The following is a 25,407-nucleotide window of genomic DNA, read 5'->3' on the forward strand; positions in this document are numbered from 1 at the left end:
CCGCGCTCGGGGGGGGGGCATGTGGAGAGGCAGGAAAGAGATGCCCTGGGGCTGGGCCGCGCGGCTGGGGCGCATGGTGCAGGAGCACTTGTCCGCCCATTGCCAGACGCTGGGCAAGGTCTTCTGCCCGGTGACGAGGTAGTGGTAGCCCTGGTCGTCCGCCATCGTCTGCAGATTGGCGAGGTCCGACCCGGCATTGGGTTCCGAATAGCCCTGGCACCAGCGGATCTCGCCCTTGCAGATCGGCGGGATATGCTCGTGCTTCTGTTCCTCGCTCGCGAATTCGAGCAGCGTCGGGCCGAGCATCATCACGCCCATCCCGCCGATCGGGTTCCACGCGCCGACCTTGGCCATTTCCTCTTCGAGCGCGCGGGCCTGCTTCTTGGTCAGTCCGCCGCCGCCATATTCCTTCGGCCAGGTGGGCGTGCCCCACCCCTTCTCGCCCATCGCGAGGCGCCATGCCTTTTCCGCGGGGCTTTCTTCACCCGCTTCCTCGACAGAGCTGAGGAGGTTGTTCTTGCCGCGCAGTTCGGGCGGAAAATTCTCTGCCAGAAAGGCGCGCACTTCCTCGCGGAAGGCGTCCAGGTCGGCTTTAGCTTCGGGTTCGGCGACGCTCGCCATCTTCACTCTCCCATACCGGCTGTTATGGGCGCGACACTGGCGCAGGTTTACGCTCGCGTAAAGTGCTTTCTCTGTCGCCTGATGGACAAGCGCGCCCCCTCCGGTGCGCGTCACCCTTCGGGTCGCGCGGCCGCTCCGTTGAGCAGGTGCTCTTCGAAATACATCCGCAGCGCTTCGGTGGAGGAGCATGCCCCCAGCTTGGAGAGCATGTTCGCGCGGTGGATTTCGACCGTGCGCGGGCTGATCCCCAGCTCTATTCCGATCACCTTGTTGGAATGGCCGCCCGCCATGCGCGCCAGCACCTCGCGCTCGCGAGGGGAAAGGTGCGCCAGCCGGGTGCGGGCCGCAGCCGCACGCTGGCGTGCGGCGACATAGGGGGCATTCCCGTCGCCGAGCTGGTCGATACTGCGCAGCAATGCAGCGGTGTCGAGCGGGAGCGAGAAATAGTCATACCCTCCGCCGCGAAGCACCGCGACCACCCGCCGCAGGCTGGGCCGGCTGGCGTAGGCGATCACTGCCAGCCAGAACCCTTGCGAGCGCAAGTGTTCACACACGCCGAGCGCCGTCGGCGTGTCGTCGCCCACCAGCACCACCTGTTCCCCGCCCGCACGCCGCGTCACGAATTGATCGAGCGTGTCGTAAGACTGTGCGATGATGCCCGCCGCCTCCACCTGTCGTGCAACCTGATCGCGCACCTGCTCGTCCGCGTCGATAACCGCCAATGTTCCCCGCATTTGCACCCCCTGCTGCGTGTTAACCCTTAAGGGTCGACCGCAGTGATCCGCGTTTTCCCGCTTCGCAGAAATGCGAGGTATTGCCGATATGGAGCTATTCGAGGGCCCAGGACGCTGCCGAAGAGCAGCCAATGCCTAGGTATCCATGCGTAGGGTGCCTGCTCGATTTCGGACATGAATGACCCGTCGGCTCTGCCCGGCGCGCAACTGCCCCGGCCTCGGTTGGGCGGCGTCCAGGCGACCCGGCAATGCAGATCGCGGACAGTACCAGACTGCTCGCGACAGTGCCGTGTGAGCCGCGCTACGACCGGCTGGAAACGATCATCCGCCACGCGCTGACGTGGGAGGAAAAACACTCCACGCTCGACCGCGAGGATCATCGCAAGACCGGCTGACCGGGCCAGCGCAAATCCTACACATTATCGCTGTCCTACAAGGGTTTGTCGGACGTAGACGACGCGAGTCGCTGCCTGTTTGCCGTCCGTCGCATCGCCCCCGCGGTGCGGGCGCGGGTGCGCGATTTCCCTGTCGGAGATGCCCATGCCCCAAGCCCTTCCCCCGTCCCCGCCCAAACCGATCCAGACCCCCGCCCCTTACGTCACCCCCTCCGCCGTCGCTTTCGAGCAGGCGGGCGAAGCGATAACCGCCAGCGCCGCCAGCCCCCTGCCGATCGGCGAGGTCAGCTATCGCGCCGCGCGCCCTGCGGCGCTCGACAGCGTGCTGGAGCCCGGCCGCGCGCTGGCGATCGTCGCGCAGCAGCATGGTCGGCTGTCGCTCACGCTGGAAGGGGGCGGCACGATCGATCTGCCGGTCGAACCTGGCCTGACCGTGCTGCCCTTCGCTGTGGCCGGGATCAGTGCCGGTGCCCCGGACTTCGCCCCCGCCCTGACCCTGCTCGACTGACGAAAGGCACGCACCATGCTCCAGACGATCCAGCCCCGTCCCGCCGCCAATGCGGCGCAAGCTCCGTCGACCGCCGCCGCCAACGGCCTCGGCCATATCAAGCACATGCTCGACCAGGGTCGCGATGTGTCGATCACCAACTGGTCGGACAGCCTGTCCAACTCGCGCGAGAACCCGCGCGAGTTCGTCTTCCGCCTCGCCGACGTGATTGCCACCCACCCCAGCCAGCCCACGGTGCTCGTCAGGACCTGGGCCGACGGCAGCTATGGCGCGGCGACCACCGAGGCGGTCGGGAGTGGGCCGACCGTGCGCATCCGCAACTTCGCTCTGCCGGGTGCGATGCTGGCCAATGGTCTCGGCCCGCTGTGGCGCTATAGCGGGCTGGCCGACGACACGCCCGATCTGCTGACCATCTGCCACGGGCACAATCATGTGGTCGGCACCAGCGACGAACAGGTGCTGGGCGAATTCCTCACCGCGCTGGAATACTATCGCCTCTCCCATCCGGGCGTGCCGATCGTCGCGCTGCTGCAGAACCCGCGCGCGGACGGCTCCGCGATGGACAGTGCGGTCGATGCGTGGCGGCGGGTTGCGCGGCTGCGCGATATCGCGCTGATCGACGCGCACACGCCCTATCTTGCAGCGGGCAAGCCGTCCGCGTGGTTTGCCGATGGCGATCCGGTGCACCCGAGCGACGCGGGGATCGAAGCGGCATGCCTGCCCGCGATCCGTGAGTTGTGGGATGCAGCCCACGCCCGCCCCGCCTTCGGCCCACCATCGACCCTTTGCGGGCTCGACCCTGCGCTCAACCTGATCCCCAATGGCGACTTCGCGCAGTTCGACGGCGCAGTGCCCGATGGCTGGGTGGCTGCATCCGGGGTGACCGCGAGCAGGGAGGCGGGGATCGTGCGCGATCGCGCGCTGGGCCATTCGCTCAAGCTCACCAGCACTGGCGGCACGGTGTTCCTCAACCGCATATCCTATACCCTGCCCGATTACGGCCACGCCCTCCTGCGCGGCAAACCGGTCTCGCTGTTCGGCTGGGTGTACAAACCCACGGGTGCGCCGCACACGCTGGGCGCGATCACGCTGGAGGCGCTGGCCCCTGCGGGCGGATCGGCCGCCTGCACCACCCGGCCGCTTGCGCAGGATCAGGGCAATGCCTGGATACCGTGGGCGATCTGCGGGCTGACGGTGCCCGAAGAATGCTACGAGATCACAGTGCGCCTGCACCACGACACGGCGGCAGCTACCGCCAGCCAGCCCGTGTATTTCCAGGGGATCACGCTGGTGCCGGGCTACCTCCCGCGCGGGCTGTAGACGCTCCGCGTGCCTCGGCCCTAGCCTTCGAAGTCGGCGACCTTGATGGTCCGCCGAATCTCTTCCGAGGCGGGGCCGATCGCGGCGGGCTGGCGGATGCCGGGCAGCACGCACACATCGTAAAGCTCGGTCACAATGCCTTCGAAGTTCATCGAGTGGACGATGCTGCCATTCGTGGTGTCGATGAAATACAGCCCGGCGCGCGGGCTCATCTTGCGCTCGGCCAGTTCCTCGTCGAGCTTGAGCCCGCTGAAGGTCTTGTTGTCGCGCGGCAGCGACATGCCGACCACCGCGATATCGCCCGTGAAGGCGAGCCCGCGCAGGTAGCCGGGGCAGAAGGCGACCGGGACGAATGCGCCCTTGTCCATATCGACATAGCCGAACTGACCTTCGCCGCTGTTGTGCAGCCACAGCCGCCCGTCGTGCCAGCGCGGAGAGTGCGGCATGGACAGGCCGTCGCACACGACCTTGCCGCTCTCGATCTCGATCACCACGCCGCCGTCGCGCCGATGGCCCCGCCACCCGTCGAAGGTGTCGGACTGGCTGACGGCGGTGACGAAGGCGGGCTTGCCGTCGCGCATCGCCAGCCCGTTCAGGTGGCAGCGATCCTCGGGCAGCAGCGTGCTGATGAAGTCCGGCTTCCACACCGGCTGGAAGCTGTGGTCCGGGTCCGGCCGTGCAAGGCAATTGAACAGCGTGTTGACGAAGATCGGTCGGCCATCGGCGTCGATCCCCAGATCGTGCATGTCGATATCGCCGGTAACGTAGCTTGTCCGCGGCGCAAGATAGAGATCCGCCCCCTTGGGGCCCTCCCGACCGGGGTCGAGGATATCGGCATAGCGATAGAGCTGCGCGTCACTCGACACCCACATCTCGTTCGCGCGGCCGGTCTCGCGGTCGGTCCCGATTGCCATACCCAGGCACCGCCCGATGGTGCGGTTGAAGCTCCAGAACTGCCCATCCTTGTCGACGCCGAAGAAGATCACCTTGCCCACCTGGTAGGTGGTGATCGCGATGCTCGCCTGCTGTGTCGCCAGCCAGGCGGAAAACCCGCGCGACAGATCGACCGCAAATCTGGGCTCCTGCGATGTGGGCGCCGGGTTCATCTTGGTCCTTTCAGGAAAACAAATCCGCTCATGAGGCGAGGCACGCGTCGGGCGTGCCTCGCCTTCCTAAACCGGCATGGGCCAAGATGGCAAAGCCGGTCTGGTGCGCTTACAGGAGGTGCATCGGCATTTCGTCGAAGGGCGAGATCGATCCGGCGGGGCCATGGTGCGCCGCTGCCGGTTCGATCCCGGGGTCGAGGAACATCCCCGCCGCCGACGGCGACGCCACGCCGAACTGCACCTGCCCATGATCGCCCGTACCGGCGTCGAACAGATCGCCATATAAAGGCAGTTCACCCGCCCGCAGGCCGAAGTTAGCCGGTGTGCCCGACATGCTGGAATAGGTGTTGAGCACATCGGTCATCAGCGCATCGTCGAACACCGTATCGCCCACCAGCAGGCCGCTGGCGATTGGTGCGCCAGACGGCTGCCAGTCGACACCCACCGCCGCCTCCTCGCCCATACCGAAGAGCATGCCGGGCGACATCAAGCGATGGCTGCCCGCCAACTGAATCGGCGCCACCAGCTCGATCATCTCGCCACCGCGAACGATGTCATGGCCGCTGTCGAAGGCGAAATGCTGAACGGTGCCACTGTGGTCCGACAAGGCAGAGATGGGCGCGGCATTGGTCACCCCATTCTCGACCGTAACCCCCTGCTGGACCAGCAGCCGGGCATTGCCGCGGATATAGGTCGCGTAGGTGGTGCTGCCGACGATCACATCCGCCGCCACGACCCAGCCGGTTTCGGTGATGAACACCGTATCGCCCGCATCGCCGCCGACCCGCAGAGTGGTTTGCCCGCCGGTGGTATCGTCGGACAGCGCGAGCACCGCCAACCGGTCCACCCTCAGACTATTGTCGCCGAGACTGCCGAGATTGATCGCCTCGATCGAGTCGACCCGGGACCGCACAGCATTGGCCGTGAGATCGAGGGTCAGCCCCGATCCGCCCAGTCCCAGCGTGTCATAGCCATTACCGCCGCGAATATCGGCGAAGGCCAAGTCCGCAACCGCGATGAAATCATCGCCCGCGCCGCCACGCATCACATCCGCGCCGCCATTGCCGATCAGCGAGTCGTTGCCCGCATTGCCGATCAGGTTGTCAGCACCTGCCGTGCCGCTGCGGACGATCGAGGTCGTGCTCTCGGTGCCGGTCGCACCGCCGAAGACAACGTAGGCTTCGCCGGCGGCATCGCCCCCGTCGTCGCCGCCAGTCCCGCCGACGATCAGATCGTCGTAGCCATCGCCGTTGATATCGCCACCGCCCGAAACCGACTGGCCCACAGCGTCGCCCGCTGTATCACCCTGGATGATGAAGCCCTGCGTCGCGGTCAGGTTGGTCAGGTCGAGCACCTGACGACCGCTGACCGCCGTGCCGAAGCCCCCTGTCGAGCCGTAGATGACATACGCCTGGCCTGCGTTGGCCCCGCCGAGGTCGCCACCGTTCGCACTGATGATCAGATCGTCGAGCCCGTCGCCGTTGATGTCGCCTGCGCTCGCAACGGAATGGGCGGCAAAATCGAACTGGACATCGCCCTGAATGATGAAACCCTGAGCGGCGGTGAGCGTCGTCAGGTCGATCACCTGACGGCCTGCGACCGTGGTGCCGAAGGTATCTCCGGATCCGAAGATGACATAGGCTTCGCCCGCGTAGGTTCCGCCATCATTGCCTCGCGGCGTGCCTACGATGAAATCGTCGTAGCCGTCGCCATTGATGTCGCCGGCGTTGGAAAGGGCCATCCCGCTCCGGTCGCCGACCGCGTCGCCCTGAACGATGAAGCCCTGCGCTGGGGTCAGGTTGCTCAGGTCGATCACCTGGCGACCGTTCACATCGGTGCCGAAGCCGCTCGCGCTGCCGAAGACGACATAGGATTCACCCGCGCCGTTGCCGCCATCATCGCCGAACAGCGCGCCTACGGCCATGTCGTCGTAGCCGTCGCCGTTCACGTCGCCGAGGTTCGAAACGGCGAAACCGGCTGCGTCACCCGCGGCATCCCCCTGGATGATGAAGCCCTGTGCGCTCGAAAGGCTGGTCAGGTCGATTACCTGCCGCCCGCCGACATCGGTGCCGAAGCCGCTCGCACTGCCGAAAATCACGTAGGCTTCGCCCGCGTAACTGCCGCCATCATCGCCGGCCTTGGCACCCACGATCAGATCTTCGTAGCCATCGCCGTTGATGTCGCCTGCGCTCGAAACCGATACCCCGGCGGCGTCGCTTGCTGCGTCGCCCTGGATGATGAAGCCCTGCGCACTCGTGAGCGTGGTCAGGTCGATCACCTGCCGCCCGCCGACACTGGTCCCGAAACCGCTCGCACTGCCGAAGATCACGTAGGCCTCGCCGGCATAACTGCCGCCGTCGCTGCCCTGCGGCGCGCCGACGATCAGGTCGTCGAAGCCATCTCCGTTGATGTCGCCCGCGTTCGAGACAGCCGAACCCGCAAGATTGTAGTTTGTATCGCCCTGGATGATGAAACCCTGCGCGCTCGTAAGGCTGGTCAGGTCGATCACCTGGCGACCGTTCACATCGGTGCCGAAGCCGCCAGCCGATCCGAAGACGACATAGGCTTCGCCCGCCCGGTCACCGCCATCGTCGCCATAGCGCGCACCCACGATCACATCGGCGAAGCCGTCTCCGTTGAGGTCGCCCGCGATCGACACGGCATAACCCGCCTGATCCTGAGCGGTGTCGCCTTGGATGATGAAGCCCTGCGCTGCCGAGAGCGTGCTCAGATCGACCACGTTTGCCGGGCCGTTCGGATCGCTGGTCGCCACGGTGACGCCCTGCCGGATCAGCAGATTGGTATTGCCGTTCTCGTACAGGTTATAGGTGACCGCATTGATCACCTGCGTGCCGTTGGCGGTGAAACCGTAGGCATTCACTACATCGCCCGCATCCCCGCGGACGATCAGCGTCGCCTCGCCAGTCGATCGCTGCTCGGTGATCCGGCGGATCGCCATTGCGTCGACCGTCAGGCTGTTGTTGCCGCTGCCCGTCAGGTCGATCACCTCGATCGAGTCGATCCGCGAACGGACGGCGTTGGTCGTCAGATCGAGCGAGAGGCCCGATCCGGCCAGCGCCAGCGTGTCGCTGCCGTGACCACCGCGGATATCGGCGAAGGTGAGGTCCGAGATCGAGATCGTGTCGTTGCCCGCGCCGCCGCGGATCACATCCGCGCCGCCATTGCCGACAAGCGTGTCGTTGCCCGCATTGCCGATCAGGTTGTCCGCACCTGCCGTGCCGGTGCGGGTGACTGCGGTCGTGCTCTCGGTACCGGTCGCGCCCCCGAAGATGACGTAACCTTCGCCGGCATTGATGCCGCCGTCGTCACCGACCCGCGCACCGACGATCAGGTCGTCATACCCGTCACCATTGATGTCGCCAGCCGTGGAGACCGCCCTGCCGGCCTGGTCGTAACTCTCATCACCCTGAATGATGAAGCCCTGCGTTTCGCTCAGCGTCGTCAGGTCGATCACCTGACGATTGCCGATTTCGGTTCCGAACCCGGAGGCCGAACCGAATACGACATAGGCTTCTCCGGCATAGCTACCGCCATCGCTGCCCAAGGGGGCTCCGACGATCAGATCGTCGAGGCCGTCGCCATTGATGTCACCCGCCGAGGAGACAGAGAATCCGGCCCAGTCTCTCAACACATCGCCCTGGATGATGAAGCCCTGCGTCGCGGTCAGCGTGGTGAGATCGATCACCTGGCGACCGCCGATATCGGTCCCGAAACCGGAGGCCGAGCCGAATACGACATAGCCCTCGCCTGCGTCATTGCCGCCATCATCGCCGTAGCGCGCCCCGACGATCAAATCGTCATAGCCATCGCCGTTCACATCGCCCGCCGAAGACACCGACCAACCGGCAAGGTCTCCCTCAACATCGCCCTGGATGATGAAACCCTGCGTCGCGGTGAGCGTGGTCAGGTCGATGACCTGGCGGCCATTGACGTCGCTGCCGAACCCGCTCGCCGAACCGAACACCACATAGGCCTCGCCTGCATTACTGCCGCCATCATCGCCATAGCGCGCCCCGACGATCAGATCGTCGTAGCCATCGCCGTTGACATCGCCCGCCGAGGACACCGACCAACCGGCGTTGTCACTGGCTTCATCGCCTTGAATGATGAAACCCTGCGCGGCGGTGAGCGTGGTCAGGTCGATCACCTGGCGGCCATCGACGTCGTTGCCGAACCCGCTCGCCGAACCGAACACCACATAGGCCGCGCCAGCCCTCGAACCGCCATCGTCCACGCCCGTTGCCCCGATGATGACATCGCCATAGCCATCGCCGTTCACATCGCCGGCCCACGAAACTGCGGTGCCCGCACTGTTGTTCGCCGTATCGCCCTGGATGATGAAGCCCTGCGCCGCCGTCAACGTAGTGAGATCGATAACCTGCCGGCCATTAACATTGGTTCCGAAGCCGGATGCCGTGCCGAACACCACATAAGCCTCGCCCGACAAGTTGCCGCCATCGTCGCCGCCAGCCGCCCCGACGATCAGATCATCATAACCGTCGCCATTGATATCCCCTGCAGATGAGACCGCCCCCCCCGCCCGGTCGGCAGCCGAATCGCCTTGGATGACGAAACCCTGCGCCGCAGTGAGCGTGGTCAGGTCGATCACCTGGCGACCATCGACATCGGTGCCGAATCCGCTTGCAGAGCCGAACACCACGTAGGCCTCGCCAGCAACAGAGCCGCCATCGTCGCCGTCAGGCGCTCCCACGATCACGTCGGCATAGCCGTCACCGTTTAGATCGCCCGCAAACGAAACCGATGTTCCGGCGTAGTCACGCGCCGCATCGCCCTGGATGATGAAGCCCTGCGCGCCGGTCAGCGTGGTCAGGTCGATGATCCGCTGTTCGAGAACATCGGTCACGGTGACCGTCACCGCCTGATTGGTCGAATTGGTCCCGTCGCTGGCGGTGACGGTGAAGTTGTAGACGTTGTCACCACCCGCATCCGCCGGGTTCTCGTAGTCCGGCGCATTGCGGAAGGTCACCACGCCGGTGGCCGCATCGATATTGAACAGCGCGGCGTCGACGCCCGAAATCGAGTAGAGGATGATGTTGCCATCGGCATCGGTCGTGGTCGCGGTGTAGGCGGCGGTCTGGTTCTCCGCCACGTTCACGGTCGCGCCCGAGGTGAAGACCGGGCTGTTGTCGTTCGCATTGGTGACGGTGACCGCCACTGCCTGATTGGTCGAATTGGTCCCGTCGCTGGCGGTGACAGTGAAGTTGTAGACGTTGTCGCCGCCCGTATCCGCCGGGTTCTCGTAGTCCGGCGCATTGCGGAACGTGACCACGCCGGTGGCCGCGTCGATATTGAACAGCGCGGCATCGACGCCCGAAATCGAGTAGAGGATGATGTTGCCATCGGCATCGGTCGTGGTCGCGGTGTAGGCGGCGGTCTGGTTCTCCGCGACGTTCACGCTCGCGCCCGAGGTGAAGACCGGGCTGTTATCGTTCGCATTGGTGACGGTGACCGCCACTGCCTGATCGGTGGAGAAGCGCCCGTCGCTGGCGGTGACGGTGAAGTTGTAGACGTTGTCACCACCCGCATCCGCCGGGTTCTCGTAGTCCGGCGCATTGCGGAAGGTCACCACGCCGGTGCTGGCGTTGATGGTGAACAGCGCCGCATCCGTGCCGGAGATCGAGAAGGTGATCGCATTGCCGTCGGCATCGGTCGCGCGCGCGAGATAGGCGCTGGTCTGGTTTTCCGAGACGCTCGCGCTCGGACCGCTGGTGATCACCGGCGCGCTGCGGTTGGGATTAACGCCCAGCGCCCCATAGACCGAACCGGGCCCGAAGCCGACGATATCCGCGATGCCATCGCCGTTGAGATCGGCGAGGACACGCGGGAAGCGGCCTTCGGAAGACCAGCCGCCCGCTGCCTCGCTGCCGCCGAAGCCCTGGATGGTCATCACCGGATCGGCGAAGGTCCCGTCGCCACGCCCAACGGCGACGTAGACCCCGTTCGACCCGAAGCCGACGATATCGGCGAATCCGTCACCGTTCACTCGCCGACGCGCCGCGGATAGGTGTCGTTATTGACCCAGCCGCCTGCCGCCGCATCCGCACCGAAGCTTGCCAGCGCGAAGCTCGCGGTGGCGAAGGTGCCGTTTGCCTGCCCGAAGGAGACGTAAACGCCGTCGCGGCCGAAGGCGACAATGTCCGCCCGGCCATCGCCGTTGACGTCGGCCAGTTCGCGGGGGGTTTCCTGCTGCCAGATCCACGCGCCCGTGCCATTGCTGCGGCCGAAGCCCGAATAGGCAGACTGGCTGGCTGCGAAGGTGCCGTCCGCCTGGCCGAGCGACACGAACACCCCTGTCCCGCCGAAGCCCACGATATCCGCCCGGCCATCGCCGTTCACGTCGGCGATCATGCGCGGGTAGGCATCGTTCGAGAACCAGCCGCCGCCCGCGTCTGCCGCGCCGAACCCTTCGATCGCGAGGAAGACATTGCCGAACGCGAGTTCCTGCCCGGAGCCCGGTGCCTCGCCCAAGGCGACATAGACGCCGGCGGAGCCGAACCCGATCAGGTCGGCCCGGCCATCGCCATTCACGTCGGCGATCGTGCGCGGATAGGTGGCGCTGTCCGCCCAGCCGCCCGCCGCATCGCCAAACCCGAAGCTGTTATAGGCAAGGAAGGCTTGCCCGAAGCCACCCTGCGAATCCGCCAGCGCGACGTACACGCCTGCCTCGCCGAAGCCGACGATATCGGCGCGCCCATCGCCATTCATGTCCGCCATGGTGCGCGGGGCGGTCAGCTGGTCCGACCAGCCCCCCGCAGACGGCAGATAGCCGAAGCCGTCATAAATGGGGGTGGTATCGCCGAATTCGGCCTGCGCGGGCTGTGTGGGTACTGGCTGCGGCAGCGGAGCGTACACGGTCGAGAACGGATCGGCCTGCCAGTCCGGCAGGCTCAGCGAGGTCGTCTGACGACCTGTATACGAGCGTTCGCCCGTAAGATCGGTCCACTCGCCGGAAACCTCCCGGTCGATGGGCTTAGCGCCGATACCAAGGTTCACATAGGAATCGAAACGCCCGAAAGACAGATATGCCACTTAATGTCCCCTCCGACCCACATCTCACGCATGGAGGGGACATGCCAGCACGCTGCCGGGCGCCACTTCACGCGAAGACCGCGCGACCACGACCCCCTTTTCGCAACAGCAAGGGATACCGTCTAAGTCGAAGGGCAAATAATCCTTAATAGAAACCTATGGCAACTGGGTATTTCGCCCAGTACGAGCGTTTTTCCGCAGTGGTGCGACGTTAGAAGGCATGCATCGCGGCATGCTCGACGACCGCGGCCATCTCTACCGGCAGGGGCAAGGGCCCACGCGGGTCGGGCGCAGCTTCGGCACCTGCAAAAACCTCGGCCCAATCGGGCAGGTGATCGCCAGCTCCGGACTGACCTTCCTGCCCGCTCTGGCGCACCCACCCGACACTGGCGCGCGCCACATAGGCCCCTGCCCCGCCGAAGCCGACCAGATCGGACAGTCCATCGCCATCGATATCGGCGACGAAGCGGGGAAACCGGTCGTTGCTCGACCAGCCGCCACCGGCATCGCTCTGCCCGAAGGAATCGACCAGCCGCGTGGCATCGCCGAAGGTGCCGTCGCCGCGCCCCAGCGCTACGTAGGTGCCGTCTCCGCCGAAGCCGATAATATCCGCCACCCCGTCGCCGTTCACATCGCCCAGCGTGCGGGGATAGCGGTCTGCGGTCGACCAACCGCCGCCAACATCGGCATAGCCGAAGCCCGCTATGCCGAGCATCATGCTACCAAAGCTCCCGTCGGACTGGCCCAGCGCGACGTAAGTGCCATTGGCCGCGAAGCCGACGATATCCGCGCGTCCGTCATTATTCACATCGGCCAGCACGCGCGGGAAGCGATCGTCCGACGACCAGCCGCCGCCCGCATCCGAAGCGCCGAACCCGTTCAGCGCAAGCTGCGTCGCGCCGAAGCTGCCATCCGACTGGCCGAGCGCGACATACACGCCCGCGCCGCCGAACCCGACCAGGTCGCCGCGCCCGTCGCCGTTCACGTCCGCCACGGTTCTGGGGTAGGTGTCCGCGCTGGTCCAGCCGCCCGCCGCATCGCTCGCGCCGAAGCCTGCGTAGGCGAGCGTGGCGGGACCGAAAGCGACCGCCTGCCCCGAAGCCGGAGCCTGGCCGAGCGCGATCGAGACGCCAGCCGAACCGAACCCGATCAGATCCTGCAGCCCGTCGCCGTTCACATCGGCAATGGTGCGCGGGTAGAGATCGTCGTTCGCCCAGCCGCCCGCAGCATTGCTCGCGCCGAAGCCGTTATAGGCGAGGAAGGTCTCTCCGAAGGTGCCGTCACCATTGGAAAGCGCCGCAAACAGCCCTGCACTGCCGAAGCCGATCAGGTCCGCCCGGCCATCGCCGTCGATATCCGCCACGCCGCGCGGATAGGTCGTGTTGTCCGCCCAGCCGCCTGCCTCGGGCGCGTAACCGAAGCCTGCGTAGCCCAGGCTCACCGGGCCGGTGGTTATTTCCTGCACATAGGTGCCGTCCGAAAACCGCAGCTGCTCGATACGAACCAGATCATCGGTCCCGTCCGGCCCGGAAACCTGTACATGACCATTCGAGAGCTGTGTGATGGTATATTCGCTGCGCCTGCCGTCAAACCTCGCGGTATCCACCCCGGCACCGCCGTCGAGCACGTCATCGCCGCCCTCTGCGCGAATAGTGTCGTTGCCCGAAGTGCCGATGACGGTTTCGTTGCCATCCCCCAGGCGCAGCACCGAGACTTCTTCGATCCCTGTAATCGACGTCCCGTCGATAAGGGTTACGGTGCTGCCGGAAGTGATGGCCGCCAGGTCGATCGTGTAGTCGAGCCCGCTTTCGCTCAGCCAGAGCTCCAGCGTGTCGTACCCGCTGCCGCCATCGATGATGTCGAGCGGTCGGCCGATGATGAGATCGTCACCGGCGTCCCCGAACAGCTGGTCGGCAGCATAGTCGTCGAATCCCGGCCGCACCTCTCCGCCGTTGAGCAGATCATTCCCATCACCACCGCGCAAAATGTCGGCTCCGCCACCGCCATAGAGGTCGTCGTCTCCACCCCCGCCGTCGATCGTGTCGTTGCCGCCAGGAAAATTGTAGGAGTCTCCTTCGAGGATATCATTGCCCGCGCCGCCGATGACGACATCGTCGCCCGATCCGAAGGTGATCACGAACCTCTCGAAATCGGTCAGCGTGACCGCGAGGTTTCCGACCCCGCCGACATCGAGAACGACGGAACCATTGTCCGCCTGCGACAGATCGACGTTCACTCCAAGGTCGTTGTGCGTGGTGAGAACCGTGCCCGCTACCCACGGCACCCACATGAAGCGCATATCGACATAGGCAGTGTCGAACCCTGCGCCTCCGTCGGCCAGACTGTTGTAGCCGACGTAAATTCGATCGTTGCCGCCCTCTCCGTAAAGTGCGTCTCCCCCGTTGACGATCACGAAGGCACCTTGACGCACGGGCCGGGTGACTTCGGCACCTTCGGCAAAGAAAGCGCGCATTCCTGAGGTGCTACCGGCGATCAAGTCATTCCCGCCCCCGCCATAGGCTGTGTCCGCACCCTCGCCGGTCAGAATGATGTCATCGCCATCGCCCCCACGAAGCGTGTTCGGGCCATTACCGCCTTCGATGAGGGTGCCGGTCGTGGCGGTCGGACGTTCGAACGGGACGAAGGTGTCGTAGGCGGATGACGGGGCGTAGAAGGCCGGCCCGTAGCCGTGCAGATCGTCGAGGGGCAGCGGCCCAGCCGACCCGGTCGGGAAGGTGCCGTCCGACTGGACGACCAGGAGATGGTCTCCGAACACAGCGGCGGCCCGGTCGAGTGCGGCCTGGTTGGGCATATTGTCCAGCAGATACCAGTCGACCGCGTCGCGATACTGGTCGGCGATCGCTCCGCTCGCACCCCCCGGCGAGTTGTCGGGCATATAGGGATCGGTCGATGCGATCAGCACCGCGTCCGGATTGATACTGTCCATCACGCCCCGGATGCGGGTGACGAACTCGGTCATCGCCTGTGCCTGCGCGGCAAGTTCGTCGCGCTCTGCAGCGGTGGCAGGCTCTCCGTTCAGCGAGACATATCGCTGGTAGTAAGTGTTCACATCGTCGAGGAAGATCGCGTTGAAGCCACGCTCGGTAAGTAAGAACGTGACCTGATCGATCACGATCTGCTGCCAGTCCGGATCGGTGAAATCGACCAGCCGCCCGAAGCTGTTGGTGGGTGCACCCTGCAGGAAGGCAGGCGCCGTTGCGGCGACCGGATTGAGATCATCCTCGCCCGCCCCGTAGGAGCCTGCCGAGGTCCAGTCCGGATTCCAGTATCCGCGCACCGCGTCGGTCACGCCGACATTGACATAGCCTGCGACCAAACGGCCCTGCGCGACAAGGTTGGCGATCTCGCCCGGGGTGAGCTGTTCCGTGATCAGCGGCGAATCATCGCCATCACCCTCGGTTATGATGAGATCGGCATCGGCCGACAGAAGGTCGGAATAATTTACGTTCGAATACTGAATGATGAAGCTTGAAACTGGCATGGTCGCCCCCCCCGACACCAACCCGGGCCCCGCCGGGTCCATCATCGCAGGTTTACCATAACTGGCCGCCGACCGACGCAAAAAATGGTCCGGCGTGACGGTTTCGCAGAGGGGAAAAGCCGCCGGTTCGGAGCCAAAAATCTCGCACCGCGATCGCTCAGCGATGGGTTCGATCCGGCTCCATATGCCCATCCCCGACCTCGCCCTGCGATCCCCCGTGCATGCGCCCGCCAAGGTCGGACATGATGTACCACGTGCCGCCCGCCATGATCGCCAGCAGGCAGACCGAGAACAGCACCAGAAGCAGATCCTCCTCTGACTGCGCATCGGCAAGGCTGAGATGGAGGAAATTGCGCAGGTGCGCCACGATCTGGACCAGCGCCGCGCCGCAGATCAGGGCGATCTTCCATGTCGTCGGCAAATCCGACAGCAGGGCCGCAAACGCGCCCACGGTCAGCAGCAGGCTGATCACGAAGCCGGTCGCATAGCTCCTGATCTCACTGGCCGCCTTGCCCTGCGGATCGAGCTCTCCGGTATTGGGCTTGGTCATGCGAGGGGCACCAGAAAAACGAGCGAGAAGATCCCGACCCAGATCAGGTCGAGAAAATGCCAGAACACGCCGAGCATCGACAGGCGGACCTTGACCACATCGTCGAGCCCGCGCGTCGCGATCTGTCCGATCGTCGCGAATATCCACAGAATGCCGGAGAAAACGTGGATGCCGTGCAGCCCGACCAGCGCCCAGTAGGAGCTGAGCCATCCGCTCGCCTGCGGCACGCCGCCTTCACCCGCCTGGGCAATGAAATCCTTCACTTCGAAGAACAGGAAGCCTGCACCCAGCACCGCGCACACCAGCAGCCAGGTGATGATCTTCGCGCGGCCCTGATCATATTTCAGCGCCAGCGACACACCCGCATAGGCGATCCCGCCGACCAGCAGGAAAGCGGTCTGGATCGCCACGCTGGTCAGGTCGAACAGGTCCTTCGGCCCCGGACCGCCCGCCATGCCGACGGGGTCGAGATACGAAGCGTAAGAGGCGAACAGGATGCCGAAGATGATGAGGTCGCTCATCAGGAAGACCCAGAAGCCGAACACGGTCTTCTCCGCGTCTTCGTGGGCCTCCCCATGCGTCGCGCCGAGGTTGAGGCCGGGATAGAGGCCGTTGCCGCTCATCCTGCGAACTCCGCAATATCGGGGACGCCGCGATTGCGCTCGGTCTCTTCGTCGGCGCGTGTTGCCGCCGGGAGGCTCGCGACCAGCTGACGGAAGCGGCCGTCCGCTTCGGCGACCTCGGCAGCCGGGATGATCCGAGGCTCGATGATCCGCATGGCGCGAAAGATCACGAGGCCGGGTATGGCAAGGACGCCGAGGATCGCGAGCCACCAGATATGCCACACCATCGCAAAGCCGAAGGCGAAGGTCGCAATCGCGATCAGCAAGCCGTGCGCCGTGTTGGCGGGCATTTCAATGTCAGTGTACTCGGCGGGGGCCTTCCACGGGTCGCCCGCGCGCTTGCGCTCGCCCCACTCGTGGCGTGCGGTCACCTGCGGGATGCACGGGAAGGTCCATTCGGGCACCGGCGCGGGGGTCGACCATTCAAGGGTCGAGCCGTTCCACGGATCGCCGCCCGGCACTGCCAGAGCCGCGCGGTGGCGGTAACTGGTCCAGAACGTCCAGATCAGGCTGGCGAGCGCGCATAGCATCAGCACCCCGCCGAACGCTGCAATGTACATCCACGGCAGGAAATCGGGGTTCTGGAAGGTGGGCGATCGGCGCGGCATCCCCATCAGGCCGAGGACGTAGAGCGGCATGAAGGTGAAGACGAAGCCACCGACGAACAGGAACGCGGTGCGGCGGCCCCACGTCTCGCTCAGCCGGAAGCCGAAGGCCTTGGGAAACCAGTAGTGAATGCCCGCCAGCATGCCATAGAGCACGCCGGGGATGATCACGTTGTGGAAATGCGCCACCAGGAAGGTCGAGTTGTGAACCTGATAGTCGATCGACGGATTGGCGAGGATGATGCCCGATAGTCCGCCGATCACGAACAGCAGGAAGAACCCGGTCAGGTACACGATCGGCGTGGTGATCCGCACGCGACCGCGCCACATGGTCGCCATCCAGTCGTAGATTTTCACGCCGGTCGGAATACCGATCACCATCGTCGCGATACCGAAGGCGATGTTCACCGCCGCGCTCTGCCCCATGGTGAAGAAGTGGTGCAGCCACACGGTGAAGCTGATCACCGCGATGCTCATGCTGGCGATTACCAGCGAGGTATAGCCGTAGAGCCGCTTGCCCGAGAAGGTGGAGCTGATCTCCGAAAACACCCCGAAGGCGGGCAGGATCAGGATGTAGACTTCCGGGTGGCCGAACATCCAGAAGATGTTGGCATAGTTCATCATGTTGCCGCCCGCTTCGTTGGTGAAGAAGTGGAAATCGGCATAGCGGTCCAGCGCCAGCATCGCGCTCGACACGGTGAGCGCGGGCATGGCGTAGATCAGCATGATGGCGACGCACAGGCTGGTCCAGCAGAACAGCGGCATGCGCATGAAATGCATGCCCGGCGCGCGTTCCTTGAAGATGGTGACGGCGAAATTCATCCCCGTCAGCGTCGATCCCATGCCCGAGATGAGGATGGCCCAGAGCCAGTAGTCCACGCCCTCGCCCGGGCTGAAGATCTTGCCGGTATAGGGCGGGTACATGGTCCAGCCGCCGGTCCCGAAATCGCCCACCAGCAACGAGATCATCACCAGCGCAGCGCCCGCCGCGGTCAGCCCGAGGCTCACCTGATTGAGCACCGGAAACGCCATGTCGCGCGCGCCCAGCTGTTGCGGCAGGACGAAGTTGATCAGGCCGATCAGCAGCGGCATCGCGACGAAGAAGATCATGATCGTGCCGTGCGTGCTGAACAGCTGCGCAAAGTGATCGGGCGCGACGAGGCCGCCTTCCCGCTGTGCCAGAGTGCCGAGCGCGCTCGCCTGATGGGCCCGCATGACGAAGCCTTCGATGATCCCGCGCGCCAGCATGATGAGCGCGAGCGCGATATACATGATGCCGATTCTTTTCGCGTCGGGCGACGTCAGCCAGTTGCGATAAAGCGGCCCCCACCAGCGCATGCGGGTGAACAGGGCCACCGCGGCGATCGCACCGAGGACCAGCACGCTCGCCGCAAACGCTCCGATAATCGTGCTGGTGCCCGGATGCTGCAGCACATCGGTAAAGGGCGTCACGCTCCAGTCGAGATTGCCGAAAATCGGGCTGGTCTGCCCACTCATTTCCCAGCCCCCGTCGCGCCGGTTTGCGGCAGTCCGATGCCGCCCCAGCGTTCCGCTTCGCCGCCATGGTATTTCGCAACGATCTGCTGGAAGATGTCTGCCTGGCCGAGCGTCATCACGATCGGCTGCGCATTTTTCTCCAGCCCCAGATCGCCGCGCGCCTCCGCGAGCACCGTGCGCCGACGCAATGTGGCATAGGTCGCTTCATCGAGCGTAGGGCCGTTGTCGCCTCGCGCCGTCCATACAATGTAGTCCACCGGGTCGAGCGCGCGCAGGGTGAATTTCTGGCGGCCGAAACCGTCGCCGTTGAACTGCGTATTCTCGCCCTCCGCCTCCCCTGTACGGGTCGCGGCGAAGTTCAGCTTGGTCGTCATTCCCGGCATCGCATAAATCTGCCCGGTCAGCGGCGCGATCAGCAGGCTTTGCATCACGGTATCGGTGGTCAGCGTCAGTTCCACCGGACGCCCGACCGGCACGACCAGTTCATCGACCGTCGCAATCCCCTCTGCCGGGTAGATAAACACCCATTTCCAGTCGAGCCCGATGGCCTGCACCTGCAGTGGGTCGGGGCCGAGCGGCTGGTATGGATCGAGCTTCTGGGTGGAATACCACAGCCAGCTAGCCAGCACGATCACGATCAGGACCGGCACACCCCACAGGGCATATTCGAGCTTGCCGGAAAACTCCCACTCGGGCGCGTAGGCGCCGCGCGGCTTGGCATAGCGGTAGCGCCACAGAATCAGGGGCACCCCCACCAGCACCGGGAGGATCACGATCATCGTGATCCCCACCACCCGCATCAGGTGGGTCGCCTGCTCCTGCGCGACGGGCCCCATCGGCTGGAGGAAGCTCTGCTGCAGCGCGCCGGACGCCAGCGCGGCGTCCGTGGCGATCAATGCAAGCAGACAGCCTGCGGCCAGTCGGGCCCAAGACATAAAAACCTAGCCCCCGGCTTCCCCGTGAAAGCCGCCCAAATTCAGGGACAGCGCGCCGCCAAAAGGACGGCGCGCTATCGATTACTGTGCTTCGGAGCCCGTCGCAGCAGCGGTCAGCTTGTTCTGGAACTGGGTCGCCGCTTCGCGCATCCCCGCCTCATCATCCGCTTCCAGCGCGTCGCGCGCGGACTCGATATCCTCGGTCAGGGCCGGACGCATGTCTTCCGGAAAATCGGTCAGGTTCTCGCTGACGAGGCTGTCGAGATCTTCGAGCACCCTCACTGCTTCGTTCGGGTCCAGGTCGCCCGAAGAGAGCTTCGCTGCAAGCGCAAAAGCTTCGTCGCGCGCTTCGGAAGGCGTGGCGGCGGTGCCGTCGAAACCGGGTTGCGCGACCGTTTCGGCCTGCGCCTCTTCTTCCTGCTTTTCCGCCGGACTCTCGCAGGCCGACACCGCGAGGGCCAGCGGCAGGGCGAGCAGGGCGTATTTCATCTTGAAGGTCATCATCATTTTCCTGATTTGCACCGGCGCAGCCCGGCGTTGAATGGCGCGGCCAAACTAGCCGCTGGCGAGGTCATCGCAAGAAATTGTTCCGCAGCAGATCGACGACCTCCTTCGTACGACCATCGAGCACGGCTTTCACGCCGAACAGGGCGGTCGATGCAACCTGAGACACCTCGACCCTGGGCGGCATGACCAGCTCCATCTGGTTGACGTGAACGTCCAGCAGCGCAGGCCCCTCGTGGCGCAGCCAGGCATCCATCGCCGCTTCCAGCTCGCCCGCCTGCTCGACATGCCATCCGGCAAACCCGCAGGCTTCTGCCAGCTTTGCGAAATCGGGATTGTGCAGCCCGGTGAAGTGATCGACCAGTCCCTCGACACGCTGCTCCATCTCCACGAAGCCCAGCGTGTTGTTGTGGAACACCACCAGCTTGAGCGGAATGTCCTCCTGCACCAGCGTCAGCAGGTCGCCCATCAGCATGGTCAGCCCGCCGTCGCCGCACATCGCGATCACCTGCCGGTCCGGGTAAGCGAGCTTCGCCCCCATCGCCTGCGGCATCCCGCTCGCCATGGTGCCGTGCAGCAGGCTGTTGAGGAAGCGCCGTTTGCCGTTGGCCTTCAGGTGGCGCAGCATCCACACCATCGCGGTGCCGACGTCCGACACGAAGATCGCATCGTCCGCCGCCTTTGCGTCGAGCATATTGGCGACGAATTGCGGGTGGATCAGGTCGGGATCATGCTCCTCGCCCTCCTGATCGTAGCCCTTCAGGTCTTCGGCCCACTGCTTGAGGTGCGTCTGGAGATGGCTGTCGTCGCTCTTCGGCGCAACCAGCGGGGTCAACGCCGCGAAGGTCGTCTTGGCATCGCCGACCAGCCCCATGTTGATCGCCGACCGGCGGCCAAGATGCGTCGGGTCGATGTCGATCTGCACGATCTTCTTCGCCTCGGGGTAGAACTGGGTGTAGGCAAAGTCGCAGCCCAGCGAGATGACCAGATCGGCATCCTCCAGCGCTTCCACGCCCGCCTTGTTGCCCAGGATACCGTTCACCCCGACGTTGTATGGGTTGTTGGGCTCGAGGAATTCCTTCGCACGGGTGGTGTGCACCATCGGTGCCTTCACCTTTTCGCAGAAGGCGATGATCTCCTCGCGCGCGTCGCGGGCACCGATCCCGGCATAGACCGAGACCTTGCTGGCGGCATCGACCATCGCGGCCAGCTCGGCCATCTCGGCGTCGTTCGGGCGGCACACGGGCTGCGGGCGATAGACCTCCCACTCCATCGCATCCTCGTCGGTCTCGGTGAACATGTCGCCGTTCACGATGACGACCGCCACGCCCCGCTTGGTCAGCGCAGCCTGAGCCGCCTTGGTCACGATCCGGCGCGCCTGCGAGGGGTGCGAGATATATTCGCAGAAGTGCGAATGCTGCTCGTAAATCTTCTTCTGATCGACTTCCTGCGGGAAGTTGAAGCCGCTCTCCGTGCGCGCGACGTCGGAGGCTATCAGCACCACCGGAGCACCGTTGCGGTGGCTCTCGTAGATGCCGTTGACGAAGTGCAGCGAGCCCGGCCCGCAGGTGCCCGCGCAGACCGAGAGTTCGCCGGTCATGTAGGATTCCCCGCCAGCGGCAAACGCGCCCACCTCTTCGTGGCGCACGGTGATCCAGCGAAGGTCGCTTTTGGCGACGGCATTGGTGAAATGATTGATCGTATCGCCGGGAATTCCGTAGATCCGTTTCGCACCCGCCTTTTGCAGGGCATCGACGACGATCTCCGCCACCTTCTTCGACATATTCTTCCTTTCGTTCGGGAGACCGGGGTCAGGCGCGTGCACTCGGCCCGAGGGTCAGCTCACATAGTGTGATACGATCTTGCCATCCTTCAGTGCCATCGCCGTGCCGCGCGGCAGCGGCTCCCAACCTTCGGGATCGAGCGGCACCGAGGCGAAGAGGTGCAGCGGGCCGGAAATCTCCTCGATGGTCGCGCCGGATGTCTGCCACTTCTGGCCGCGATGGCGTTCGTCGAAGCTGCGGATATTGAGCCCCGGTTCGCGCGGTTCGGTCAGCCCCTCTTCGGTTTCGAAGCGGCGCCGGTCTGCATGGACGAACAGGTACTCGCCGTCGAAGAACAGGAAGTTCGAACTGCCCAGTTCGCGCATTTCGGCGGCGAAACGCGCGAACACGTCGAGCCGTGCCTCCGCATCGCTTGCGCCCGCTTGGCTCAACCGGTCGAGCAGCATCAGGAATGCCAGTTCGGAATCGGTGTCGCCGATCCGGTGGGGAATCCACTCGCGCGCGTCCTCGCGATCCTCGATCCCCGGCAGGTCGCCATTATGGGCAAAGGCATTCCGCCTGCCGTTCACCACCCGGTCGAAGGGATGCGTATTGGCGAGCGCAGGCTTGCCCGCAGAGGCCCTGCGGACATGGGCCATCAGATGCTTGCAGGGCCGCGCGTCGCGGACGACCATGCGGCTCAGTTCGCTGGTTGTGGCCGGGTCGGGTTCGCGGAACAGGTAGGCGTCGCGGTCCTGCGCGAAGAGGATGCCCCACCCGTCGCGGTTGCGATGTTTCTCTCCCCCTTCGGCGGCGAACAGGTCCAGTTCGTAACGCACCGTGTGCGGGACGGAGGCACTCATCGCAAACAGTTCACACATGCATCAGGCCTCGTCGTTGTCGCCTTCGCTGGCGCGCTTTTGTTCGGAGATCGCACCGCTCACGATCACGTTCTGATAGGCATAGGGAATCTCGATCCCCGCCTCGTCGAAGCGCGTCTTGATCTGCTCCAGCAGGTCGAATTCGACCGCCTTGGCGCTGGGCGCATCGGCGCACCAAGCGCGCAGCGAGAGGTCCACACTCGACGCACCGAGGTTCACAACGGGGCAACCGACCACCTCCAGCACATCGTCGTGCGCATGCGCCAGTTCGAGGATGATCGCGCGCGCCTTCGCGATATCGGAATTGTAGCCGATCGAAATTGTCGGCGTCATCATCACCCTGAGATCGACCGAGGACAGGTTGATCATGATCTGGTTGGCGATGGTCCCGTTCGAAAGGACGATGCGCCGGTTGTCGAAAGTCCTGAGCACGGTGTAGCCGAGCGAGAGGTCCTCGACGATGCCGGTCTCCAACCCGGTCGGCGTGGTCAACTGCAACCGGTCGCCGCGGCGGAACGGCTTGTAGATCACCAGGCTGATGCCCGACACCAGATTGCCCAGCGTCGATTGCGCGGCGAAACCGATCACCACCGAGACGATACTGACCCCGGCCAGCAGCGAGGTCGTCAGCTTGTTGAGCGCGGGCACCGCGTGGCAAAAGACCAGCGCGAGCACGATCCACATCACGAAGGTCGCGAGGTTCGAAATGAAGCTCAGCGTCATCCGGTCGAGATGCTCTTTGGGATCGTGATCGATCAACGCATGGATCGCGCGGCGCAGCAGTCGGGTCAGGACCAGCCCGAAGAGGAGGAAAAGGACGCCGAGCGCCACCGCACCCCACAAGTGGTTGGGATCGATGTAGTGCGTCAGCTCGACCACCGCTTTCGGCGTGTCGGACGCTGCGGGTGATGGCGTCGCGGTGGGCGTTGGACTTGCCTTGGCGTTCAGGAACGGCGTGATCATCGCGCGATCACAGCGTCGGTTTGAAGGTGTCCGGGTTCGCCATCCGCCAGTATTCGGCAAAGGGCGTGTCGTCGGGCTCGCTCAGCAGCTTGCCGGGCTCGACCTCGTGCACGATCTGCGACCACGGGATCATCTGCGCATTGTTCTTCCACTGCCGCAGGTGGCGCGGGGTGAACTCGTCGGGCGATTCAAGCCCGCAGGCAACCACGATATCTTGCAGGCTGTCGAGCGTCTTGGACTGGAAGTTGGCCACGCGCTGGGCCTTTTCCGGAATGACGAGACCGCGCTGGCGAGCGGGCGAGCTTGTTGCCACGCCCGTCGGGCAGGTGCCCGTGTGGCAGCGCAGCGACTGCACGCACCCGAGCGAGAACATGAAGGCGCGCGCCGCGTTGCACCAGTTGGCGCCGAGCGCGGCGTTCATCGCGATGGCCGAGCCGGAGAACACCTTCTCCGACGCGGCCAGTTTGATCTTGTCCTTCAGGCCGGTGCCGATCAGCGCGTTGTTCACGTAATAAAGCCCGATGCGCAGCGGCAGGCCGACATGGTCGGACAATTCCAGCGGAGCCGCGCCCGTCCCGCCGCCACCGCCATCGACGACGATGAAGTCGAGCGTGATGCCGCTGTCGAGCATCGCCTTGCAGATCGCGAACACCTCGTGCGGCATGCCAACGCACAGCTTGATGCCGACCGGCTTGCCGCCCGAAAGCTCGCGCATTTTCGCCGCGAATTCGAGCATTTCGCGCGGGGTCGAGAAGGCCGAGTGGCCGGGAGGCGAGAGGCAATCCTGATGCGCAGGCACTTGCCGCGTCTCGGCGATCTCGTCGGTCACCTTGGCGGCGGGCAGCAGTCCGCCATGGCCGGGCTTGGCGCCCTGGCTCAGCTTGATCTCGGTCATCTTGACGGCATCGTGCTGCGCCTTGTCGCGGAAGCTTTCGGGATCGAAATTGCCGTCCTTGTCGCGCGCACCGAAATAGCCCGAGCCCAGCTCCCACACGACATCGCCGCCATGCTTGAGGTGGTATTTGGACAGCCCGCCCTCGCCCGTGTCGTGATAGAAATCGCCGATCTTCGCGCCCATGTTGAGCGCTTCGATCGCGTGGTTGCCGAGCGCGCCGAAACTCATCGCGCTGATGTTCAGGCGGGCAGCGTCATAGGGCTTGCTGCACTGGTCCGTCCCCACATGCACCCGCGTGCGCTTGGGTGCCTTGGGGTTCGGATTGATCGAGTGGCACAGCGCCTCGTATTCCTCGGAATACACGTCCAGCTCTGTCCCGAAGGGATGCGCGTCTTCCTGCTTCTTGGCACGGGCATAGACGAGCGAGCGGGACACCCGGTCGAATGGTCGACCTTCCAGCGGGCCTTCGACGATATAGCTGCGCAGGAACGGTCGCAGATCCTCGAACAGCCAGCGGAAACGGGCGGTGAGCGGGTAGTTGCGACGCAACGAATGGGTGGTCTGCACCATGTCCCACAGCGCGATCAGCAGCAGCGGGGCGGCCACGATGAGGCCCCAGAAAAAGCCTTCGTGAACAAACAGGCCGAGAAGGACTAGAGCGAGGGTGAGTACCAGAGGGACCCAAAAACCCAGATTTCTCTCCAGGCCCTTGTCTGCAAACAAACCGCGCACCACCATCCAAAACGCCCTTTTCCGTAATCTTTGTTAAGGCCGTAAGGACGAAGTCTGTTCCGTGTAAAGGCGCGGGCAAGCGGCTTTTTTCACCTCGTCGAACCCGGGACATCGGCCAGGCCCCCGCCCGTGCATCGGGCATGATCGCATCCTGCCCCACCTCCCCAAACGCGAACTTCGGCTTCAGCGTAAAGCGATCCCT

18 protein-coding genes are annotated in these 25,407 nt (G+C 64.7%); 3 read left to right on the forward strand and 15 right to left on the reverse strand.

Going from position 1 to position 25,407, the window contains the following annotated elements; translation table 11 throughout:
• Both KYN89_RS13450 and KYN89_RS13455 read right to left on the reverse strand, forming a co-directional pair.
• Window positions 1-621 (reverse strand): acyl-CoA dehydrogenase family protein (locus KYN89_RS13450; RefSeq protein WP_222825575.1); only part of this gene is annotated, 621 nt, incomplete at its 3' end.
• Window positions 622-731: 110 nt separating this feature from the next.
• Window positions 732-1,355: a response regulator transcription factor gene (locus KYN89_RS13455; protein ID WP_248285291.1), complete on the reverse strand. Its 624-nt coding sequence runs from the start codon at window positions 1,353-1,355 to the stop codon at window positions 732-734.
• Window positions 1,356-1,603: 248 nt separating this feature from the next.
• Between KYN89_RS13455 and KYN89_RS13460 the strand changes: the two genes are divergently transcribed.
• The 3 genes from KYN89_RS13460 to KYN89_RS13470 all read left to right on the forward strand — a co-directional run bounded on the left by KYN89_RS13460 (window position 1,604) and on the right by KYN89_RS13470 (window position 3,578).
• Window positions 1,604-1,750 carry a hypothetical protein gene (locus KYN89_RS13460; protein ID WP_222825576.1) on the forward strand — a complete coding sequence of 49 codons (147 nt, stop codon included), beginning with the start codon at window positions 1,604-1,606 and terminating at the stop codon, window positions 1,748-1,750.
• Window positions 1,751-1,895: 145 nt separating this feature from the next.
• Complete coding sequence (locus KYN89_RS13465; protein ID WP_222825577.1) at window positions 1,896-2,258, forward strand: hypothetical protein; 363 nt, start codon at window positions 1,896-1,898, stop codon at window positions 2,256-2,258.
• 15 nt (window positions 2,259-2,273) lie between these two features.
• Complete coding sequence (locus KYN89_RS13470) at window positions 2,274-3,578, forward strand: SGNH/GDSL hydrolase family protein (protein WP_222825578.1); 1,305 nt, start codon at window positions 2,274-2,276, stop codon at window positions 3,576-3,578.
• Window positions 3,579-3,598: 20 nt separating this feature from the next.
• On the opposite strand, the gene KYN89_RS13475 is transcribed toward KYN89_RS13470, so the two are convergent.
• The 13 genes from KYN89_RS13475 to KYN89_RS13535 form a co-directional block, all read right to left on the reverse strand.
• Window positions 3,599-4,684, reverse strand: a complete 1,086-nt coding sequence (locus tag KYN89_RS13475; RefSeq protein WP_222825579.1) for a TIGR03032 family protein — start codon at window positions 4,682-4,684, stop codon at window positions 3,599-3,601.
• Between the two features lie 109 nt (window positions 4,685-4,793).
• Window positions 4,794-10,709, reverse strand: a complete 5,916-nt coding sequence (locus tag KYN89_RS15505) for a cadherin domain-containing protein (protein WP_222825580.1) — start codon at window positions 10,707-10,709, stop codon at window positions 4,794-4,796.
• Window positions 10,706-11,755, reverse strand: coding sequence for an FG-GAP repeat domain-containing protein (locus KYN89_RS13485; RefSeq protein WP_222825581.1), 1,050 nt, complete (start codon window positions 11,753-11,755; stop codon window positions 10,706-10,708). The genes KYN89_RS15505 and KYN89_RS13485 overlap by 4 nt, the downstream gene beginning before the upstream one ends.
• Before the next feature lie 211 nt (window positions 11,756-11,966).
• The gene (locus KYN89_RS13490) at window positions 11,967-15,257 is read right to left on the reverse strand and encodes an FG-GAP-like repeat-containing protein (protein WP_222825582.1); all 3,291 of its coding nucleotides are present in this window, start codon (window positions 15,255-15,257) and stop codon (window positions 11,967-11,969) included.
• Between the two features lie 157 nt (window positions 15,258-15,414).
• Window positions 15,415-15,807, reverse strand: a complete 393-nt coding sequence (locus KYN89_RS13495; protein WP_222825583.1) for a cytochrome o ubiquinol oxidase subunit IV — start codon at window positions 15,805-15,807, stop codon at window positions 15,415-15,417.
• Window positions 15,804-16,430 (reverse strand): cytochrome c oxidase subunit 3, encoded by a 627-nt coding sequence (locus KYN89_RS13500; protein ID WP_222825584.1) that lies wholly within the window; start codon window positions 16,428-16,430, stop codon window positions 15,804-15,806. The genes KYN89_RS13495 and KYN89_RS13500 overlap by 4 nt, the downstream gene beginning before the upstream one ends.
• Entirely contained in the window at window positions 16,427-18,532 is a 2,106-nt protein-coding gene (locus tag KYN89_RS13505) for a cbb3-type cytochrome c oxidase subunit I (RefSeq protein WP_222825585.1), read from the reverse strand. The genes KYN89_RS13500 and KYN89_RS13505 overlap by 4 nt, the downstream gene beginning before the upstream one ends.
• The gene (locus tag KYN89_RS13510; RefSeq protein ID WP_222825586.1) at window positions 18,529-19,428 is read right to left on the reverse strand and encodes a cytochrome c oxidase subunit II; all 900 of its coding nucleotides are present in this window, start codon (window positions 19,426-19,428) and stop codon (window positions 18,529-18,531) included. The genes KYN89_RS13505 and KYN89_RS13510 overlap by 4 nt, the downstream gene beginning before the upstream one ends.
• A gap of 120 nt (window positions 19,429-19,548) precedes the next feature.
• Window positions 19,549-19,968: a hypothetical protein gene (locus KYN89_RS13515; RefSeq protein ID WP_222825587.1), complete on the reverse strand. Its 420-nt coding sequence runs from the start codon at window positions 19,966-19,968 to the stop codon at window positions 19,549-19,551.
• A 70-nt stretch (window positions 19,969-20,038) separates the two neighbouring features.
• Window positions 20,039-21,754: a thiamine pyrophosphate-dependent enzyme gene (locus KYN89_RS13520; RefSeq protein WP_222825588.1), complete on the reverse strand. Its 1,716-nt coding sequence runs from the start codon at window positions 21,752-21,754 to the stop codon at window positions 20,039-20,041.
• 54 nt (window positions 21,755-21,808) lie between these two features.
• Entirely contained in the window at window positions 21,809-22,615 is an 807-nt protein-coding gene (locus tag KYN89_RS13525) for a class II glutamine amidotransferase (RefSeq protein WP_222825589.1), read from the reverse strand.
• Between the two features lie 3 nt (window positions 22,616-22,618).
• Window positions 22,619-23,578: a mechanosensitive ion channel family protein gene (locus KYN89_RS13530; RefSeq protein WP_248285292.1), complete on the reverse strand. Its 960-nt coding sequence runs from the start codon at window positions 23,576-23,578 to the stop codon at window positions 22,619-22,621.
• A gap of 7 nt (window positions 23,579-23,585) precedes the next feature.
• A complete protein-coding gene (locus tag KYN89_RS13535) occupies window positions 23,586-25,211 on the reverse strand; it encodes an FMN-binding glutamate synthase family protein (protein ID WP_222825590.1) in 1,626 nt (541 codons plus the stop codon).
• Between the last annotated feature and the right edge of the window lie 196 nt (window positions 25,212-25,407).

This window comes from Alteriqipengyuania abyssalis (assembly GCF_019857185.1).
Taxonomy (GTDB): Bacteria; Pseudomonadota; Alphaproteobacteria; order Sphingomonadales; family Sphingomonadaceae; genus Alteriqipengyuania; species Alteriqipengyuania abyssalis.

Coding starts and splice junctions, on each gene's coding strand:
- KYN89_RS13455 (WP_248285291.1), bottom strand. CDS start 1,355: ATGCGGGGAACATTGGCGGTTATCGACGCGGACGAGCAGGTGCGCGAT.
- KYN89_RS13460 (WP_222825576.1), top strand. CDS start 1,604: ATGCAGATCGCGGACAGTACCAGACTGCTCGCGACAGTGCCGTGTGAG.
- KYN89_RS13465 (WP_222825577.1), top strand. CDS start 1,896: ATGCCCCAAGCCCTTCCCCCGTCCCCGCCCAAACCGATCCAGACCCCC.
- KYN89_RS13470 (WP_222825578.1), top strand. CDS start 2,274: ATGCTCCAGACGATCCAGCCCCGTCCCGCCGCCAATGCGGCGCAAGCT.
- KYN89_RS13475 (WP_222825579.1), bottom strand. CDS start 4,684: ATGAACCCGGCGCCCACATCGCAGGAGCCCAGATTTGCGGTCGATCTG.
- KYN89_RS13490 (WP_222825582.1), bottom strand. CDS start 15,257: ATGCCAGTTTCAAGCTTCATCATTCAGTATTCGAACGTAAATTATTCC.
- KYN89_RS13495 (WP_222825583.1), bottom strand. CDS start 15,807: ATGACCAAGCCCAATACCGGAGAGCTCGATCCGCAGGGCAAGGCGGCC.
- KYN89_RS13500 (WP_222825584.1), bottom strand. CDS start 16,430: ATGAGCGGCAACGGCCTCTATCCCGGCCTCAACCTCGGCGCGACGCAT.
- KYN89_RS13505 (WP_222825585.1), bottom strand. CDS start 18,532: ATGAGTGGGCAGACCAGCCCGATTTTCGGCAATCTCGACTGGAGCGTG.
- KYN89_RS13515 (WP_222825587.1), bottom strand. CDS start 19,968: ATGACCTTCAAGATGAAATACGCCCTGCTCGCCCTGCCGCTGGCCCTC.
- KYN89_RS13520 (WP_222825588.1), bottom strand. CDS start 21,754: ATGTCGAAGAAGGTGGCGGAGATCGTCGTCGATGCCCTGCAAAAGGCG.
- KYN89_RS13525 (WP_222825589.1), bottom strand. CDS start 22,615: ATGTGTGAACTGTTTGCGATGAGTGCCTCCGTCCCGCACACGGTGCGT.
- KYN89_RS13530 (WP_248285292.1), bottom strand. CDS start 23,578: ATGATCACGCCGTTCCTGAACGCCAAGGCAAGTCCAACGCCCACCGCG.
- KYN89_RS13535 (WP_222825590.1), bottom strand. CDS start 25,211: ATGGTGGTGCGCGGTTTGTTTGCAGACAAGGGCCTGGAGAGAAATCTG.